The organism is Streptomyces sp. NPDC127114, assembly GCF_042677525.1.
Lineage (GTDB): Bacteria > Actinomycetota > Actinomycetes > Streptomycetales > Streptomycetaceae > Streptomyces.
This window is the reverse complement of the sequence record NZ_JBHXTJ010000030.1, coordinates 80,109-96,520: the sequence shown is the minus strand read 5'-3', so window position 1 is coordinate 96,520 and position 16,412 is coordinate 80,109. Positions and strand designations below refer to the sequence as shown.

13 protein-coding genes are annotated in these 16,412 nt (G+C 73.2%); 3 read left to right on the top strand and 10 right to left on the bottom strand.

What is annotated here, in order from left to right; genetic code table 11:
* Positions 1–231 precede the first annotated feature (231 nt).
* The 4 genes from fxsA to ACFVGS_RS26600 all read right to left on the bottom strand — a co-directional run bounded on the left by fxsA (position 232) and on the right by ACFVGS_RS26600 (position 4,478).
* Positions 232–825 carry an FxsA family membrane protein gene (gene fxsA, locus ACFVGS_RS26615; RefSeq protein WP_384421007.1) on the bottom strand — a complete coding sequence of 198 codons (594 nt, stop codon included), beginning with the start codon at positions 823–825 and terminating at the stop codon, positions 232–234.
* Positions 826–886: 61 nt separating this feature from the next.
* Positions 887–1,663, bottom strand: a complete 777-nt coding sequence (locus tag ACFVGS_RS26610; protein WP_384421009.1) for a polyprenol monophosphomannose synthase — start codon at positions 1,661–1,663, stop codon at positions 887–889.
* Positions 1,664–2,065: 402 nt separating this feature from the next.
* Positions 2,066–3,679, bottom strand: coding sequence for an amidohydrolase (locus ACFVGS_RS26605; RefSeq protein ID WP_384421011.1), 1,614 nt, complete (start codon positions 3,677–3,679; stop codon positions 2,066–2,068).
* A gap of 358 nt (positions 3,680–4,037) precedes the next feature.
* Entirely contained in the window at positions 4,038–4,478 is a 441-nt protein-coding gene (locus ACFVGS_RS26600) for an Lrp/AsnC family transcriptional regulator (protein ID WP_351667247.1), read from the bottom strand.
* A gap of 267 nt (positions 4,479–4,745) precedes the next feature.
* Between ACFVGS_RS26600 and ACFVGS_RS26595 the strand changes: the two genes are divergently transcribed.
* Positions 4,746–5,114, top strand: a complete 369-nt coding sequence (locus tag ACFVGS_RS26595; RefSeq protein ID WP_384421013.1) for a hypothetical protein — start codon at positions 4,746–4,748, stop codon at positions 5,112–5,114.
* Between the two features lie 21 nt (positions 5,115–5,135).
* Here the strand turns inward: ACFVGS_RS26595 and ACFVGS_RS26590 are convergent, their stop codons facing one another.
* The 4 genes from ACFVGS_RS26590 to ACFVGS_RS26575 form a co-directional block, all read right to left on the bottom strand.
* Positions 5,136–6,236, bottom strand: coding sequence for a phosphotransferase family protein (locus ACFVGS_RS26590; protein WP_385693978.1), 1,101 nt, complete (start codon positions 6,234–6,236; stop codon positions 5,136–5,138).
* Between the two features lie 139 nt (positions 6,237–6,375).
* Positions 6,376–7,497 carry a hypothetical protein gene (locus tag ACFVGS_RS26585; protein ID WP_385693975.1) on the bottom strand — a complete coding sequence of 374 codons (1,122 nt, stop codon included), beginning with the start codon at positions 7,495–7,497 and terminating at the stop codon, positions 6,376–6,378.
* 508 nt (positions 7,498–8,005) lie between these two features.
* Positions 8,006–9,178, bottom strand: coding sequence for an acyl-CoA dehydrogenase family protein (locus ACFVGS_RS26580; RefSeq protein WP_384421019.1), 1,173 nt, complete (start codon positions 9,176–9,178; stop codon positions 8,006–8,008).
* 315 nt (positions 9,179–9,493) lie between these two features.
* Complete coding sequence (locus tag ACFVGS_RS26575; protein ID WP_385693972.1) at positions 9,494–10,240, bottom strand: TioE family transcriptional regulator; 747 nt, start codon at positions 10,238–10,240, stop codon at positions 9,494–9,496.
* A 69-nt stretch (positions 10,241–10,309) separates the two neighbouring features.
* Here ACFVGS_RS26575 and ACFVGS_RS26570 point away from each other — a divergent pair, with 69 nt between their 5' ends.
* Positions 10,310–11,524 carry an erythromycin esterase family protein gene (locus tag ACFVGS_RS26570; RefSeq protein WP_385693969.1) on the top strand — a complete coding sequence of 405 codons (1,215 nt, stop codon included), beginning with the start codon at positions 10,310–10,312 and terminating at the stop codon, positions 11,522–11,524.
* A gap of 7 nt (positions 11,525–11,531) precedes the next feature.
* Here the strand turns inward: ACFVGS_RS26570 and ACFVGS_RS26565 are convergent, their stop codons facing one another.
* Positions 11,532–11,678: an SCO1431 family membrane protein gene (locus ACFVGS_RS26565; RefSeq protein ID WP_385693966.1), complete on the bottom strand. Its 147-nt coding sequence runs from the start codon at positions 11,676–11,678 to the stop codon at positions 11,532–11,534.
* 85 nt (positions 11,679–11,763) lie between these two features.
* Complete coding sequence (locus tag ACFVGS_RS26560; RefSeq protein ID WP_385693964.1) at positions 11,764–13,182, bottom strand: peptidase C39 family protein; 1,419 nt, start codon at positions 13,180–13,182, stop codon at positions 11,764–11,766.
* A gap of 424 nt (positions 13,183–13,606) precedes the next feature.
* On the opposite strand from ACFVGS_RS26560, the gene ACFVGS_RS26555 reads away from it, so the two are divergent.
* Entirely contained in the window at positions 13,607–16,375 is a 2,769-nt protein-coding gene (locus tag ACFVGS_RS26555) for a phosphotransferase (RefSeq protein ID WP_384421037.1), read from the top strand.
* Positions 16,376–16,412: the final 37 nt, after the last annotated feature.

The following is a 16,412-nucleotide window of genomic DNA, read 5'->3' as shown; positions in this document are numbered from 1 at the left end:
TGCCGCCGCCCTCCCGCCGTGGTCGGGGTTGCGGTCGGGGCGGGGGGGGGGCCTGCTCGCGGGCGGGGGGGGGCTTATTCTTTTGGTGGGGGGGCCCCCGCGGCGTTCGCGTTCTTCCTCCGCGCGTACGAAGCCGGCACGGGCCGTACGGAGCCGGAGCCACAACGCCGCACACGCCCGCGCGAAGCCGTACGGGCCGACGACGTCAGCGCCGGCCCGTACGGCTTCGGCTCAGGGTGTCAGCGGCGGGCGGGACTCCTGGGGCCGGGCCGGGCCCTGGGACGCGTCCTCGCGGATGACCTCACCCTGCACGACCTTTCCGTCGGGCCGGTGAATGCGGGCCTGCTGGAAGGCGTCCTGGAGGCTGCCGGGCCGGGCGGCGGCCATCCGGCGCTCCACCGCCCGCTCCGCGAGCCGCCCGACGGCGGCGCGCACCGGCGGGACGAGCAGCAGCAGACCGACCGCGTCGGAGATCAGGCCCGGGATCATCAGGAGCAGGCCGCCGAGCATCAGGAAGCCGTTGCGGTCCGCCGCGGCGGCCTTGTCGGGCCCCGCGGGCGTCTCGCCGCGCTGCGCCGCCTCCTGGGCACGCTGGAAGGTCCCGGTGAGGTTGGCGAAGGCCCGCCGGCCGGCCCGCTTGATCACGGCGGCGCCGAGCACGCCGCCGCCGACCAGGAGCAGGAGGACGGTGAACCCGCCCGCCGCGTTCGCCACGACGGTGAGCAGCCAGATCTCCAGGACCAGCCAGGCCGCGAGGGCCGGCGGGAGGAACGTACGCGCGCGGGAGCGCTTGGGGGCGAGGGGAGGCGGTGCGCCGGTCGTCATGCCCCCAGTGTGCCTGGCGGCCTGTGGGAACGTCGTAAAGGAAGGATCAGGTCGGGGAAGGTCAGGACGGCTTGCGGCCGAGCAGCTTGCCGACCTTCTGCGCCCGGGCCGAGAGACCCCAGCCTGTGACCCGCCACAGCGCCTCGACGACGATGTTCCGGCTCATCTTGGAGTCGCCGACCTCCCGCTCGACGAAGGTGATGGGCACCTCCACGACGTGGAAGCCCGCGGCGACCGCGCGCCGGGCCAGGTCGACCTGGAAGCAGTATCCGGCCGAGGCGACGTCGTCGAGGCCGAGGCCCAGCAGGGTCTCCTTGCGGAAGGCCCGGTAGCCGCCGGTGACGTCGCGGATCGGCACGTCGAGCATCAGCCGGGAGTAGAGGCTGCCGCCGCGCGAGATGAACTCGCGGGACTTGGGCCAGTTCACGATCCGGCCGCCGGGCACCCAGCGGGAGCCGAGCACCAGGTCGGCTCCCTTGAGGGCGGTGAGCAGCCGGGGCAGCTCCTCGGGCTGGTGGGAGCCGTCGGCGTCCATCTCGATCAGGACGTCGTAGCCGTGGTCCATGCCCCAGCGGAAGCCGGCCAGGTAGGCGGCGCCGAGCCCTTCCTTGCCCTTGCGGTGCAGGACGTGGACGTGGTCGTCGTCCGCGGCGAGCTCGTCGGCGAACTTGCCCGTGCCGTCGGGGCTGTTGTCGTCGGCGACGAGAACGTGCGCCTCGGGAACGGCCTCCCGCACCCGCGCGACGATCGGCTTGATGTTCTCCGCCTCGTTGTAGGTCGGGATGATCACCAAGGCCTTGCCGAGCGGGCCGTAACGCCTCTGGCCACCGTCGTTCACTACTGCCCCTTCGGATACATACGCGAGCCCCCACCATAGCGAGCCGCGCGCACGGGGTGCGGGATCGGGGCCCGGCGTCCTTCGGGCCGACCCGGGACCCGCTGGCTGCGGATCGACCGAGGCCGTTGTCTACTGAACGCCGGGGCCCCACCCGGGTCGCACCCTCCGCCGGAAAAACCTTCCCTCGCCCCCGAGGCGCGGGCGGCGTTCGGTGCCTGCGTGGAGGTTTGAAACCGGTCGGACGTCCTTGGTGGACGCGCCGAACCTACCGGCCGGTGGCGGCCCGCTGTCAACACCCGTTTGACCTGCGGTGATGAACCGTCTCTGCAGGCAGGCGAGGAAGATCCGCAGGTCGCGGGCGAGTCCTGCGCAGTTCGAGCGAGGGCTCGAAATGTCCCGACGTCACTCGTTCGGCCGCACGAACACCGTTTGTCCGGAGACGACCGTCCGCAGGCAGACCGGAAGATCGTTGCCGGGGGTCAGATCGGGCAGACCGGGCGTCCCGGAGCGCGGATCGGTCGACCAGCGCGCCACCCGGTCGTCCGGCGCCTGAACGAGTAGCTCGCCGGTGCGCCAGACCGCGTAGTCGGCCGGTGCGCCGGGCACCAGGGTGCCCGCGTCGTCGCGGCCGACGGCGCGCCAGCCGCCCCGGGTGTGCGCGGTGAAGGCGGCGCGGACCGAGACCCGGTGCTCGGGCGTGCGGTGGAAGGCGGCGGCGCGCAGGGTGCCCCACGGGTCGAGCGGGGTGACCGGGCTGTCCGAGCCGAAGGCGAGCGGCACGCCGGCGCGCAGCAGGGCGGCGTACGGGTTGAGGGCGCGGGCCCGCTCGACGCCGAGGCGGTCGGCGTACATGCCCTCGTCGCCGCCCCAGTACGCGTCGAAGGCCGGTTGCACGGACGCGGTGAGGCCCAGCTCGGCGAAGCCCGCGATCGCCTCCGGGCTGAGCATCTCCGCGTGCTCCACGCGGTGCCGGGCGGCCCGGATCCTGGCCAGGCCCAGCTTCTCGGCGGCGGCCCTGGTGCCCTCGACGACCGCGTCGACGGCGGCGTCGCCGATGGCGTGGAAACCGGCCTGCAGCCCGGCCTCGGTGCAGGCGACGACATGGGCGGCGACGGCCGCCGCGTCGAGGTGGGCCGTGCCGGAGCCGGCGTGGTCGGCGTACCGCTCGTGCAGGCAGGCGGTGTGGGAACCGAGGGAGCCGTCGGCGAAGAGGTCGCCGGCCGCGCCGAGGGCGCCGAGGGCGCGGGCCCGTTCGATGTCGAGGTCGGCCCAGTAGCCGACCACGCGCGGGCCGGGCTCGCTGCGGGCGAGGTCCAGCAGGCCGGTGAAGTCGTCCTCGGAGGAGATCTCGGGACCGCCGCACTCGTGCAGGGTGCCGATGCCCAGCGAGGCGGCGTGGTTCCGGGCGGCCCGCTGGGCCTCGGTGCGCTGCTGCGGGGAGAGCTCCGCGTACGCGGCGGCGCGGACGGCGTGGTGGGCGTCGCCGGTGAGCGGCTGCTGCCCGTCGTGGAAGCCGTCGAGGTCCCGGATGCCGGGCACCAGGTCGAGCAGTGCGGTGGTGACCACGCACGAGTGGACGTCGATGCGGGTGAGGTAGAGCGGGCGGCCGCCGGTGAGCCCGTCGAGCTCGGCGCGGGTGAGCGGCCGGCGCTCGGGCCAGCGGGCGGCGTCCCAGCCGTGGCCGATGAGGATCCGGTCGGCGGGGCGGGCGGCGGCGTACGAGCGGATCCTGTCCGCCGCCTCGGCGAGCGAGGCGGCGGAGGACAGGTCGAGGCCGGTCAGCGCGAGACCGGTCGCGGTGGTGTGTACGTGGGCGTCGACGAACGCCGGGGTGACGAGTGCGCCGTCCAGGTCGACCACCTCGTCCACACCGGAGGCGAAGGCGTCCGCCGCGCCCTCCGAGCCCACCCAGGCGACGTGCCCGCGCTCCACCACCATGGCGGTGGCGAAGGGGTCGGCGGGGCTGTGGACTTCTCCACCGCGCAGCAGCACGGTGCGGTGTTCGTTCGCGCTCATCCCACCAGGCTAGGGCGTACCGGACGCACTTCTTACCGGCGGGTTCGCCCGGCCGGGCCCCGGCGGGTGCCTCACCCCAGGGTCCGTCCGGCGGATCAGGGCCGGATCCGCCGGACAGGCCCCTAGGCCGTCTCTTCCGGATCTTGGCCGGGTCCGCGGCGTCTGGCACGGCACCTCGCCGCGTTGCCGAAGCGCCCCGATAGCTCCTTCCCCAAGCTCTCGGCTTCGCTCGAGCAGGGGAGACCCCATTCGCGACGCTCCGGCGCCTTGCGATGCTTCCCCTCGGCCCTGGCGGGCCTGGGGAGACCCCATGCACCAGACGCCGCGGCCTATCCGGCCCTGATCCGAAAGAAACGGCCTAGACGCGCGGCGGCCGGGACTCGTACGGGGTGGAGAGCACCACCGTGGTGCGGCTGGAGACGTGGGCCTGCGAGCGGATGCGGCTGAGCAGGTGCTCCAGCTCCAACGGGGTGGCGACGCGCACCTTGAGGATGTAGTTCTCGTCGCCCGCGACGCTGTGGCAGGCCTCGATCTCGGGGATGTCGGCGAGCCGGTCGGGGGTGTCGTCGGGGGCGCTGGGGTCGAAGGGTTTCACCGAGATGAAGGCGGTGAGCGGCAGGCCGACGGCCTCCGGGTCGACGACGGCGGCATAGCCGCGGATGACACCGCGCTGTTCAAGGCGGCGGACGCGCTGATGCACGGCCGAGGTGGACAGGCCGGTGGCCTTGCCCAGGTCGGTGTAGCTCATGCGCCCGTCCTTGACGAGCAACTCGACGATCTGACGATCCAGCTCCTCCATGCGGTGACCCTATTGCCCCGGCGGGCCCGGGGCACAGCCGGGGCGGCTCGTGCGCCGGTGCGGGGGCGCCCGGGCGGGCGCGCGCGGCGCCTTTCGAGGCATCTGGGGCGCATCCGCGGGGCACTTACGCCAGGCATGTGACGAACGCCACAGGCATACCGGCTTCTCGGGCGTGACCTCACGGTTATGCGGCCGGCCGTATGGGAATTGCTTGCTGTGGTCGAGGCCACTCAGATCCGGCCGACCCGTCCGAGGGGGAGATTCTCCATGCAGGAGCCTGTTGATTCCGTCGACACCGCCGACGAGCTCGACGCGTACGACACCTTTGAGATGTACCGGGTGATCTGCCCGGACTGCGAGCAGCCGATCGCGCTGCTCGCGGACGAGGACGTCCTGCCGGAGCACGCGCTCTGCCCGACGCCGTGGAACCCCTTCGTCCTCACGGTCTGCACCGGCACCGGCCGGCCCGCGGCCGGGGCCGTCCCCGCCGACGACACCCTGGAGGCGCAGGAGCAGGACACCGCCCTGCTCCTGACGCTTCCGCAGGGCCTGGACTGGCGGATGCAGCCGTTCTCGCACGTGGGCGGCCCGGGCTCGCGCCCGATCAAGCCGGCCCAGCTGCGCCGCGCGGCCTGACCCGGCGCGAGCCCCAGCAGCTCACCAGTAGCGCCCCTGCACCATCGCCGCGAGCGTGGCGTGGTGCAGGATCAGGCCGTCGACGTCCTCGGCGTTCGCGGGGACCCGCACCTCTCCGAAGTACGCCTGCCGGTACGCGATCCGCAGCATCACGATCGCGTGCCGCAGCGCCGCGTACAGGGTGTGGAACTCCATGTCCCGGGGCGTGTGCCCGGTGAGTTCGGCGTACCGCCGCTCGATCGCGTCCCGCCGCAGGAAGTCCGGCAGACCGGGCTGGCCGAAGCTCACCGTGAGGTCCTGGAAGAAGCGGTGCAGGTAGACCGTCCAGCCGAGGTCGACCTCGCGCGGCGCGAACGCCGCCATCTCCCAGTCGAGCACGGCGGCCGGCGTGAACCCGTCGTAGACGATGTTCCCGATCCTCGCGTCGCCCCAGTTGAGCACGGCGGGACCCTCGTCCGCGGGCCAGTGCGCCTCGAGCCAGTCGAAGGCGGACTCGATCAGCGGCGAGGGCGCGAGCCCCTCCACCACCCAGGCGTAGTAGGCGCGTTGGGCGTCGACGTGCCGGCGCAGCGGGCTGCCGACGCCCTCCGGCAGCAGGAACTCGGCCTCCTTCGCCGGGAACCGGTCGTGCAGCCGGGCCAGCACACCGACCGACTCCGCCTCCAGGACGGCCCGTTCGGCGTCGCTCGCCGCGTGCAGCCAGTTCCCCTCGTACGTGTAGGGCATGACGTCCGGCGGGACGCGCCCCTCCGCGCGGGCCATCACGAAGAAGGGCGCGCCCAGCGGGCCCGGATCCTCCTCCAGCCACAGCACCCGCGGCACGGGCACGTCGGTGTGCTCGGCGACCAGGCGCATCACCCGGTGCTGGCGCGCCATGTCGTAGACCGGGAAGACGGTGTACGCGTCGGGGTCGGCGGCGAGCCGGAGCGCGCAGCCGCGCACCGGCGCCTCCGGGTGCTCCAGGTCGAAGAGCAGGGTCTCGCTGGACATCCCGTTGGACCCGGGGACGGCCAGACCGGTGACCCTGGCACCGGGCAGCCGCCCGGCCAGCCAGGCACCGAGCCGGCGGCCCAGCTCCTCGGGATCACGTGTGGTGGTACGGGGCCGGGGCGCCGTCGCCATCGGGCCTCCTCTGCGGGGCTGCGGACTGGGGTCGGGTCTACGGGGCGGGGCTGGTGCCCGTGGGGTCGGGTCTACGGAGCGGGGCTGATGCCCGTGCGGTCGGTTCTACGGAGCGGGGCTCGTGGCCGTGCGGCCGGGTCTACGGGGCCGTGGACGTGTAGTCGGTGAAGCCGCTCGGGTCGTGGCGGCCGAAGGAGCCGTGCTCGAAGATGCCGTGGCCGGTGTGCCCGTCGAGGGTGAAGCGGGCGGCGTGGTCGGTGACGCCGTAGGCGGCGAGCGGGTGGGCGGCCGGGTCGGACAGGTCGTAGACGCGTCGGTCGGTCCAGTCGCGGCCCTGCCAGCTGCCGTGCTGCCAGTCGGGGGCGGGCGGGTAGCCGGCGCCGACGGCGAGCGGGGAGGAGGCGAGGATCTCCACGCCGATCTCCAGGGCCTTGCCGGCCGGGTCGGTGAGGTGGACGACGGCCCGTTCGGGTTCGCGGGTTCCGGGGCGGTACGTGATGTCGGTGCGGGGCCAGCCGAGCTGGGTGTCACGCCGCCCGTTCCGCACCAGCAGCGCCTCGTTGAGGGTGCGGTAGCCGTCGGCGTCCTCCTGGGTGATCACCATGAGGAACCGGTCCTCGAAGCGCATCGGTATCCAGAGCCAGTGGAAGCCCTCGGGCCGGAACTCCTCGGCGCGCCCCGGCTCTTCGCCGGGCAGCGGGCGCACGCCCCAGCTGCGGTCGCGGGTCCCGGTCCACTCCCCCGCCGTGACGGCGAACTCCTCGCCGCCCGCCCGGATGGTGCCGATGGCGTGGCCGGCCTGGACGAAGCGGCGGCCCTCCAGGGTGAGCCGGTCACCCCGGCGCTGGATGTGGTGCGGCTCCCAGACGGCCGGGAAGTCGCCCGTCCAGGTGAGGTCGAAGGAGAGCCCGTCGGCGTCGCCCGGGTCGGGGTCGCAGTGCAGCGTGAGCCGCCGGAGCGGCTGGTCGACGGTGATCCGCAAGGGCCCGACGGAGAGGCTCATCCGGTCGTCGCCGAGGGCGTCGGAGGCCCGGACGGCGTGCAGCCGGTCGCCGGTGCGCAGCGTCGCGTAGGCGTCGACGACCCCGGTGTTGGGGTACACGCCGAGCCCGGCGATGAGCAGGGCGCGGCCCTGGTGGTCGAAGACGTGGAAGATGCACCGGTCGTAGGCGTTCCGGTCCCCGCTGACGTGGTGCTTCATGGAGAGCGGCGCCTGGTGCACGGGGTATTCGTCGAGCGGGACGGGCCGGTCGTCTGACACGTGTGACCTCCTCGGCGGCGAGAGGGAACTGACGGTACGTCAGACTCCGTGCCGGGGACCAGAGTCGTGCGCCGGGTGCGCCCGCGCCCGGCGGGGCCTCGCGGGCCCGGGGACGTGTCGAACTTCCGCGCGACGCCCTCCGGCGGTGACCGGGAACCGGGCCTCGGCGTTGGTCAGGGCATGACCACGCTGTATACGACACCCAGCGGATACGGCCGGCATCGACAGCCCGAGCCGCACTTTGAAGAATCGGTTCAGCAAGCGATTCCCGCGCCCGCGACGATGGCCGCCCCCATGCCGGTTCCCGTGCCGGGCCCCGCGCCCGCGCACGCTCCGGCGCCTGCCACGGCGCCCCCGCCGCCTTCCGCGCCGCACCCCGCCGACCCGCCCATCTACCGGGCGGTGCTCGACCTCTGGGCCAGCCACGGCAGGACGCTGCCGGGCCACCGCGACCAGGAGTGGAGCCGCCTGGCCGCGGGCCCGGTCTGGGCCGACCGCACCGTACGTGTCAGCGGGACTCTGGTCCGGCAAGGTGACGGGCGATGACCACCCGCTGGATCTGGTTGGTGCCCTCGACGATCTGGAGCACCTTCGCCTCCCGCAGGAAGCGCTCGACGGGGAAGTCCGCGGTGTAGCCGTAGCCGCCGAGCACCTGCACCGCGTCCGTGGTGACCCGCATCGCCGCGTCCGAGCAGAACAGCTTCGCCATGGCCGCCTGCTTGGCGAACGGCCGGCCCTCGTCGCGCAGCCGGGCGGCCTCCAGGTACAGGGCACGACCCGCCTCGATCTGCGTGGCCATGTCGGCGAGCAGGAAGCGCAGGCCCTGGAAGTCGGCGATCGGGCGGCCGAACTGGCGGCGCTCCCGCGCGTGGGCCACGGCCGCGTCCAGCGCCGCCTGCGCCACGCCCACCGCGCAGGCCGCGATGCCGAGCCGCCCGGAGTCGAGCGCGGCCAGGGCGATGGCGAAGCCCTGCCCCTCCGCGCCGATCCGCCACGCGTCGGACACGCGGACGCCGTCGAGGTGCACCTGCGCCGTGGGCGAGCCCTTCATGCCCATCTTCCGCTCGGGCGCGGCGGCGCCGAGCCCCGGCGCGTCCCCGGGCACCAGGAAGGCCGTGATGCCCTTCGGGCCCTCGCCGCCGGTGCGGGCCATGACGGTGTAGAAGTCGGCGATCCCGCCGTGGGTGATCCACGCCTTGGTGCCGTCGAGCACCCACGCGTCGCCGTCCCGTACGGCGCGGGTGCGCAGGGCGGCGGCATCCGACCCGGAGGACGGTTCGGAGAGGCAGTAGGCGCCGAGCAGTCCGCCGCCGAGCATCGCGGGCAGACGGGCCGCCCGCTGCTCCTCGCTGCCGAAGGCGGCCAGGGCGTGGCAGGACAGGCTGTGCACGCTGACGCCGAGCGCCACGGTGAGCCGGGCGGCGGCCAGCTCCTCCAGGACCTGGAGGTAGACGGTGTACGGCTGGTCGCCGCCGCCGTACGCGGAGTCGTACGGCAGCCCGAGCAGCCCGGAGGCGGAAAGCAGCGAGAAGAGCTCCCGGGGGAAGTGCCCGGCGGCCTCCTCCTCGGCGGCGCGAGGCACGATCTCGCGCTCGGCGATCTCCCGCACCAGGGCCAGCAGCTCCCGGGCTTCTTCGGTGGGCAGCCGGCGTTCCACGGGCCTCGGGGCACGGTCGGGCATGGCGGGCGCACTCCTCCCTCTCGGGGTCGGTCACGGCGCCGATGCTGCCCCGCCACGGGCGCGCGGAGGCGCGGCGGGCGGCCGTGGCGGGAGGAGTATGCCCGTTCGGCGGTCCGGCCTCACACGAGCGCGGACGGGAAGAGCGGGAGGGGCGGGGAGAGCAGGGACGGGAGGGGCGGGGAGGAGCAGGGACGGGAGGGGCGGGGAGGAGCAGGGACGGGAGGGGCGGGGAGGAGCAGGGACAGCGGAAGGGCGAAGGGATCGGGCCGGCCGCACATGACGACCGGAGCGCACCAGGGGCCGCGAGAGCGGGTCTCAAGGTCCAGGGGTGTCTCTCGCGCGGAGGTACGACTCCAGTTCGGCGGCGCCGGCCAGCATCGCGCGGGAGCGGGCGGACAGCCGGGCGCGCCAGTCCTCCAGGGCGGCCTCCAGGGGCTCGAGGCCGCCCGCCGACCGCACCTGGGCGATCAGCGGGGCGATCTGCTCCAGCAGGTAGCCGCCGCGCCTGAGCTGATGGGCGAGACGGGCGTCCCGTACGGCGGCCTCGTCGTAGACGCGGTAGCCGGTGCGCGGGTCGCGGCGCGGGCGCACCAGACCGGCGCGCTCCCAGGTGCGCAGCGTCGCGGGCCGGATGCCGAGCTGCGCCGCCAGGGGCCCGACGAAGGTGTCGCGGGACGCGGGGGCCACGTCCTGCTCGCTCCTGGCGCCCGGCCCCAGGTCACGCAGCGCGCTCTCCACGGCCTGGAGGGTGCGGCGGTCGTCGAGGAGCTGGGCGTGGCTCTCGTCGATGAGGCGGAAGGCCTCTGCGACGGCCCCTTCGTTCACGGCGCGCATGATCGCCGTCGCCGTCGGGTGGCCGTGACCGGGCAGCAGGGCGAGGAACGCGCCGAGGGCCTTGGCGTGCAGCGGGGTGTAGGTGCGGTAGCCGTGGGGCGTGCGCGCCGCGGCCGGCAGGATCCCGGCCTCCTCGTAGTTCCGCACCGCCTGCGTGGAAAGTCCGTGTCCGCGAGCCAGGTCGACGGGCCTGAGCCGCCGACCACCGCTTTGAAGGTTTCGCACCATGAGATCCCCTCAATCAGGCCTGCCGTGCGCAAAAGTTTCCACCGAAGCTTCAACGATACGGTTGAAGGCATGGCGACTGACAACAAGGAAACCGTCAAGGAAACCGTCCGTTCCGTCGACGCCGCCGCCGTCATGGCGCTGCTTCCCACCAGGCCCCGGCTGCTCGCCCTGGGCGAGCCGACCCACGGCGAGGACGCCCTGCTCGACGTGCGCAACGAGCTCTTCCGGGAGCTCGTGGAGCAGGAGGGCTACCGGACGATCGCGATCGAGAGCGACTGCCTGGCCGGCCTCCTCGTGGACGAGCACGTCACCTCCGGCACCGGCGCCCTCGGCGAGGTCGTGGAGCGCGGGATCAGCCACGGCTGGGGCGAGTCCGCGGCCAACCGCGAGCTCGTGCGCTGGATGCGCGCCTTCAACGAAGACCGTCCCGCCTCCGACCGGCTCCGCTTCGCCGGTTTCGACGGCCCGCTGGAGATCACCGCCGCCGCGAGCCCGCGGCAGGCCCTCACCGCCCTCCACGGCTACCTCGCGGCGCACGGAGATCCCGGCCTCCTGCCGTGCACCGCCGGGACGCTCGACCGGCTCCTCGGTGCGAACGAGCGCTGGACCGAGCCCGCCGCGATGCGGGACCCGTCCCGGTCCGTGGGCCGGTCGGCCGAGGCCGGGGAGCTGCGGCTGCTCGCCGACGAGCTCGCGGCGCTGCTCGACGCGCAGTCGCCGCACCTGATCGCGACGACGTCCCCGGACGACTGGGACCGGGCGCGGCTGTACGGGCGCACCGCCCTCGGTCTGCTGCGCTACCACCACGGCATGGCCGACACCTCACCGGCGCGTCTGACCCGGCTGGTGGGCGTGCGGGACCAGATGATGGCCGAGAACCTGCTCGCCCTGGCCGCCCGCGGCCCCGTACTCGTCCATGCCCACAACTCCCATCTCCAGCGGGAGAAGAGCACGATGCGGATGGGCGGGGCGCCGCTGGAGTGGTGGGGCGCGGGCGCGCTGGTGAGCGCCCGGCTCGGCGCGGAGTACGGCTTCGTGGCCACGGCTCTCGGCACGATCCGGCACCGGGGCGTGGACACACCACCGCCGGACACGGTCGAAGGGCTGCTGTACGCGCTCCCGGAGGACCGCTGCCTCGTCGACCCACGCCGGCTGGCCACCGCCCTGGGCGACACCCTGCCCGCGCCGCGCGAGTCGCCCTGGTTCGGCTACGCCCCGCTGAACCCGGCCCGCCTGGCGGGCGCCGACGGCCTCGTGTTCGTGAAGGACGTCACCCGGACGTAGCGGCGGCTCACATCAGGCCGGCGCGGGTGACGAACACGGCGAGGACGACGACCAGGGTCCAGCCGAGCAGGTGCTCGAGGATCTTCGGTCCGTCGTCCTTGGGCCCGCCGGTGCGCGTACGGACGCGGGCGGCGGCGTGGGAGGTCGCGCTCATGCGGCCCAGCGTGCCCGCGGCCGGGGCCGCGGGTCAGCGACGCAGATCACGTCACCCCCACCGGCCCCGCCCGCACCGCCGCGCCTCAGAGGACGCCGACGTCCTGAAGTGCCTTGCGCTGCGCGGGAGTCGGCCGGTCGGGGAAGTAGAGGTAACACACCCCGCCTGTGCCGGACACCACTTTGCCGCTCGCGTTGTAACGCTTGGTCCGCAGCCAGATATTCTCCCACTCCCGCCGCCTGTACACCCGCCGGACGGCCTCGTTGCTCGGTGAGGCCGGGTCGTTGGCGATCACGTCGCCGGTGGCGGTGAAGCCGATCACCGTCATCAGGTGACCCGAGGTGCCGTAGCCGGCGCCGGTGAGTTCCTCCTTGCGGAAGGACTGGGACGTTATGGCCGGGATGCCGGCGCGGATCAGGGTCTCCAGTTCGGTGAGGGAGCGGAGGCGGGTGACGACCGCGTTCATGTCGGGGTAGGTGGCGGCGTAGGCGGCGTTGAAGGGCCAGTTGCCGCAGCCCGCGTACTGGTAGTCGTAGGTGAACCGGGCCGCGTGGCAGACCTGCGGGTCGGCGAAGTCCGGGTTCACCCAGGCCAGGTCCTCGGCCGTGGGGCGGCGCTCCCAGTACTCGACGATCATCTGCGAGGAGGTGGGGCTGCACCAGGCCTCGCCGCCGTTGTCGTACTCGGGGTACTGGCCCACGTGGGTGTTCTGCGAGTAGCGGGGAACGGTCAGCTCCCGGTCGAGGCCGGGCTCGGAGGCCGGCACCGTGAAGCGGTCCGGGATGTCCGAGGCCATCGCGCCGAGCCGCCAGACCGTGGGGGTGAGCGTCGTGCCCGGCCTGCGGTAGAGGGTGAGGCGGAGCCGGTAGGAGACGAGGCGGAGGCCGCCCGCGGGGTCGTCGATCGAGAAGGTGTCCGTCCAGACGGAGGCCTTGCCGTCGCTCTGGTCGTCGACCGAGGTGCGCCGGATGTCGGCGTCGCCCGCGGCCCAGCGGCCCATGACGAACCAGGGCGTCTCGGTGCCGTCGCCGTACGTGCCGCGCAGCTCGACCTGGAGCCAGGTGCCGGGCGGGGTGTGGGCGTTCCAGGAAGCGATGACCTCGGTCGCGGGGACGGTGGAGGTGTGGACGGGCGAGATCCAGCCCGCGTGCTCCCAGGTGCTGGTCCGGCCGGTGTGCGGGTCGGTGTAGTCGGTGCGGCCGGCCGGGCTGTCGATCACCAGGCCGGGGCGGTGTCCGGCGACGGCGCGGGTGCCGGCCGGCGTGCCGCAGCGCCAGTCGGTGTACGTGCTCCAGAAGCGGTTGTCGACGAGCCCGGGCGCCGTCGCGTGGCCGTCCGCGGCCTGGTCGGGACAGGCCGCGTCCTCGGCGCAGGCGGCGGCGCCGGCGGCCTCGTCGGCGCGCGCTCCCGGCGCCGCCGTCGCGGGGGCCGCGGTGGTCGCGGCCGTGCCGGCGGCGGCCGCGAGGGCGGCGAGGACGGTTCTGCGCGGGGTGGCAGGAGGCATGGGCGGTGACCCTCCAGTCGGTGGTGGCGAACGGACGGGCTGCGGGCCCCACTATCGCGGCTCGCGGTCGGCTTCTGCCAGCGATTCGACGCGTGCCGCCCGAGCAATATTGGTCTCCACCAGTGGCACCCGCCGCCACGCTGACCTGCGGCGGACCCCCGCCGGCGTGCTCCGCGGCCGGCGGGCCGCGGAGCGGTGCGGAAACTGCCGCGAATGGCCCGAAAGCATCGCCCGCCTGACGGCTCCCGCTAGCGTGACGCGCTCACCTTCCTGGCCACAACTCGCATGGAGAGGCGCGGCGTTGGACATTTCCCAGCACCTCGACTGGGCTCGCAAGATGTTCCCGTTCCCGACGGGGGCGTCCTACCCTCAGAGCCACGGCCTCCCGAAGGGGCCCCTGAAGGCGGCTGCCACCCTTGCCGATGTGTACAGCCGTCACGGCCACGCACACGGGGGATCCATCCGGTTCCTGCTCGGGGTCGGCCTCAACGCACTCGGCACCGAACTGGACAAGCGCGGGCGGGCCAAGGAGGCCGTTCTCACGTTCCAGGTCGCCTTTCTGGTGCTGGGTTCCGAGCCGGACGTCGACTACTACCACTCGCCGCAGAAGGTCGCCGAGGCGGTCAAGTTCAGCCGGACCCAGCTGAGCAATCTCGGCGCCACGACCGTCACCGATCTCCCTCTGGCCCTCGACGAGCCGATCTGGCCGTTGTCCGAGATCTTCGCCTCCTACGACACCGCGCTCGAGGAAAACACGCTGGCTCCGGCCGTGAGTCAGGCCCTTGCCCCCGGCGAGGTGTCCGCCCCCCTCATCTCCGCCGCTCCGGTGGTGCGCGCGGAGACCATAGAGGAGGTGGACGAGCAGGAAGGCGACCCCGTCGGCGACGAGACCACCGACGCGCGCTCGGCCCGCGAGCTGGTCGACAGCCTCGCCGACACCTGGTCGGGCGCGGAACGCGTCTCGATGTCCGATCAGGGCCAGGAGCTCCTGAAGTACTTCACCAAGATCGGCGGGAAGCACGGAGCCTTCGGGCGCCGGCTCGGCAAGATCCTCCAGGACGACCTGAAGCGTGCGGCCCAGCTGTTCCCGGACGGTATGCCGACGCGCCGCCACGACCTGCACGCGCTCGCCCGGAAGATGCGCAACCTGGCCGGCCGCCGCGAGTCGCAGGAACGGCCGCCCCTGCCCGAGGAGGTTCGGCTGCGCTGGCTGGTGTCGGCCGTCACCAACCACCTCATGTGGAACGTGGAGGACGGCCTCCTCACCAACCGCCCCCACGTCCTGCACGACCTCATGCGGTATCTGGGATCGATCATCTCCAGCGACATGAGGTTCCAGGACTCGGCCCGCGACCTCATCCTCGACTGCGTGGAGATCCAGGTCCGCGTCACGACGGAGATCCCGTCCGTCTTCCTCGACAAGTACTTCCGGCTCCGCCCCTACACCCTCGCCTCGGTGGGCACGTACCTGATGCTGGCCGGCCCCAACCCCCCGCTCCCTCAGGACAGCGACCACGACCCGCGGGTCTGGCACAGGGTGGACGGCACTCCGGTCCGGGCGCAGCGCATGGACTGGCCGGAGATCCTGCTGCGGCAGTGGCGCGACGACGAGCACCGGAAGGGGGCCTGCTTCGCCCTCGCGTCGGCCGCGGGCTGGAACGAGACCCGTGCGCAGTGGCTCCTGCACACGCTGTTCGCCCGCTCGACCCATCCTGACCGGGACACGGACCGAGACCTCTGGCTGCGGGACGTCAGCGAGCTGATGACCTCGGCCGGCAAGGTGCGGGTCGCCACCAACCCCTGGGGTTACGAGAAGTCCGGAACCGACCGCGGCAGCGCGATCACCAGCGACGACGCCGGGCGGCTGCGTGTGCCGTCGACCGTTCTCCAGGCAGCGGTGGCCCAGGGACTGTCGCCGGGCGAGGTGATCACCGTGCACGGCAACCTCTTCGCCGGGCGCCGCATGCCCACGTACCTCCTCACGAACCGCTACGGCCCGCTGTCCGTGCTCAAGATCGACCAGCGGGACAAGGTGCTGCGCGAGGTACACAACTTCCGGAGGTTCGCGAAGCGGCTCCACCAGAACAACCGCCCCAGCGAGTGCGAATCGCACGCGATGGAGATGTACCTCGGGGACAACAGCGAGCCGCTGCGCGCCATCGAGACGGCCTACGCGTTCGAGGAGGGCGAGAGCCCCAGCACGCTGAGCGACTGGATCCGCACGGCGGATCCGAAGGACGCCACCGCCATCGTCGAGAAACTGCTGCTCACGACGATGAAGCCGTGGATCGCCCACAGCAGGCGCGATCGCATCGACCTGCGCGCCGAGTACCCGGTGTTCCGGCCGGCGCCGGCCCTCAACAAGCAGTCACCGGCCCGTTGGGCCGCCATCGAGCTGAACGCGATCATCAGCAAGCGCGTGCACGAGGAGTTGCAGACGACCTTCACCGCCGACGACCCGGCCCTGGGCCCATGGGCCGGCTCCGCGCCCGGCCTGACCGCCGCCCTGGAGCGCTTTCCGGCAGGTGTGGAACCGGTCAACCCGTTCTGGTTCGCCGCGGAACTGGCCGAGATCGGCAGCGGAGCCTTCAGCGACATCCTCGATTCGTTCGACATCGGGCTGCTCGACTTCGACACCACCCTGACGCTCTCGCACGGGGATCTCCACCTCGACAACGTGCTGTGTACGCTGGGCGGCGACCAGCCGAAGCCCGTACTCATCGACTTCGAAAGCGCCCACGACGGCCACGTGTGCAAGGATCTGGCCCGCCTGGAGGCGAGCCTCCTGTGCCAGGTGTTCGAGTGGGACGGTGACGCCGCGTCACGGGTGGCCGGCTGGGTCGCCGAGGTGCTCGTACGCCCGCAGCCCCCGTCCACGGCTCCGCTCCAGTCCGCCACCCCGCCCGATCTGCTGCCTGCGGTCGATGGCGACCGGTCGCTCGGCGCCGACGAGCGACTGGTTCTGGCCGTGTCCCGGCGGATCCGGGAGATCGCGATCGGCTGCGGGCAGGGGCACTGGCCGATCAAGGCCGACGAGTACCACCTGGCCCTCGCGGGCGCTCTGCTCCCGATGGTCCGGTACTCGACGATGTCCCTGATGCAGCGGCGCTTCGCCCTCACGCTGAGCACGTTGATCACCTCCGCATTGCGGCACCGCTGGACCACGGTCGTCACGGAGGGCGCCCAGGGGTGAACGCCCGGTCAGGGCCCTCGCGGGCCCTGATCCACGT

Excerpts from the sequence above, each read along its gene's own strand:
- ACFVGS_RS26595 (WP_384421013.1), top strand. The coding sequence starts at position 4,746 with ATGCAGGAGCCTGTTGATTCCGTCGACACCGCCGACGAGCTCGACGCG.
- ACFVGS_RS26575 (WP_385693972.1), bottom strand. The coding sequence starts at position 10,240 with ATGGTGCGAAACCTTCAAAGCGGTGGTCGGCGGCTCAGGCCCGTCGAC.
- ACFVGS_RS26605 (WP_384421011.1), bottom strand. The coding sequence starts at position 3,679 with ATGAGCGCGAACGAACACCGCACCGTGCTGCTGCGCGGTGGAGAAGTC.
- ACFVGS_RS26570 (WP_385693969.1), top strand. The coding sequence starts at position 10,310 with ATGGCGACTGACAACAAGGAAACCGTCAAGGAAACCGTCCGTTCCGTC.
- ACFVGS_RS26565 (WP_385693966.1), bottom strand. The coding sequence starts at position 11,678 with ATGAGCGCGACCTCCCACGCCGCCGCCCGCGTCCGTACGCGCACCGGC.
- ACFVGS_RS26580 (WP_384421019.1), bottom strand. The coding sequence starts at position 9,178 with ATGCCCGACCGTGCCCCGAGGCCCGTGGAACGCCGGCTGCCCACCGAA.
- ACFVGS_RS26560 (WP_385693964.1), bottom strand. The coding sequence starts at position 13,182 with ATGCCTCCTGCCACCCCGCGCAGAACCGTCCTCGCCGCCCTCGCGGCC.
- ACFVGS_RS26600 (WP_351667247.1), bottom strand. The coding sequence starts at position 4,478 with ATGGAGGAGCTGGATCGTCAGATCGTCGAGTTGCTCGTCAAGGACGGG.
- fxsA (WP_384421007.1), bottom strand. The coding sequence starts at position 825 with ATGACGACCGGCGCACCGCCTCCCCTCGCCCCCAAGCGCTCCCGCGCG.
- ACFVGS_RS26590 (WP_385693978.1), bottom strand. The coding sequence starts at position 6,236 with ATGGCGACGGCGCCCCGGCCCCGTACCACCACACGTGATCCCGAGGAG.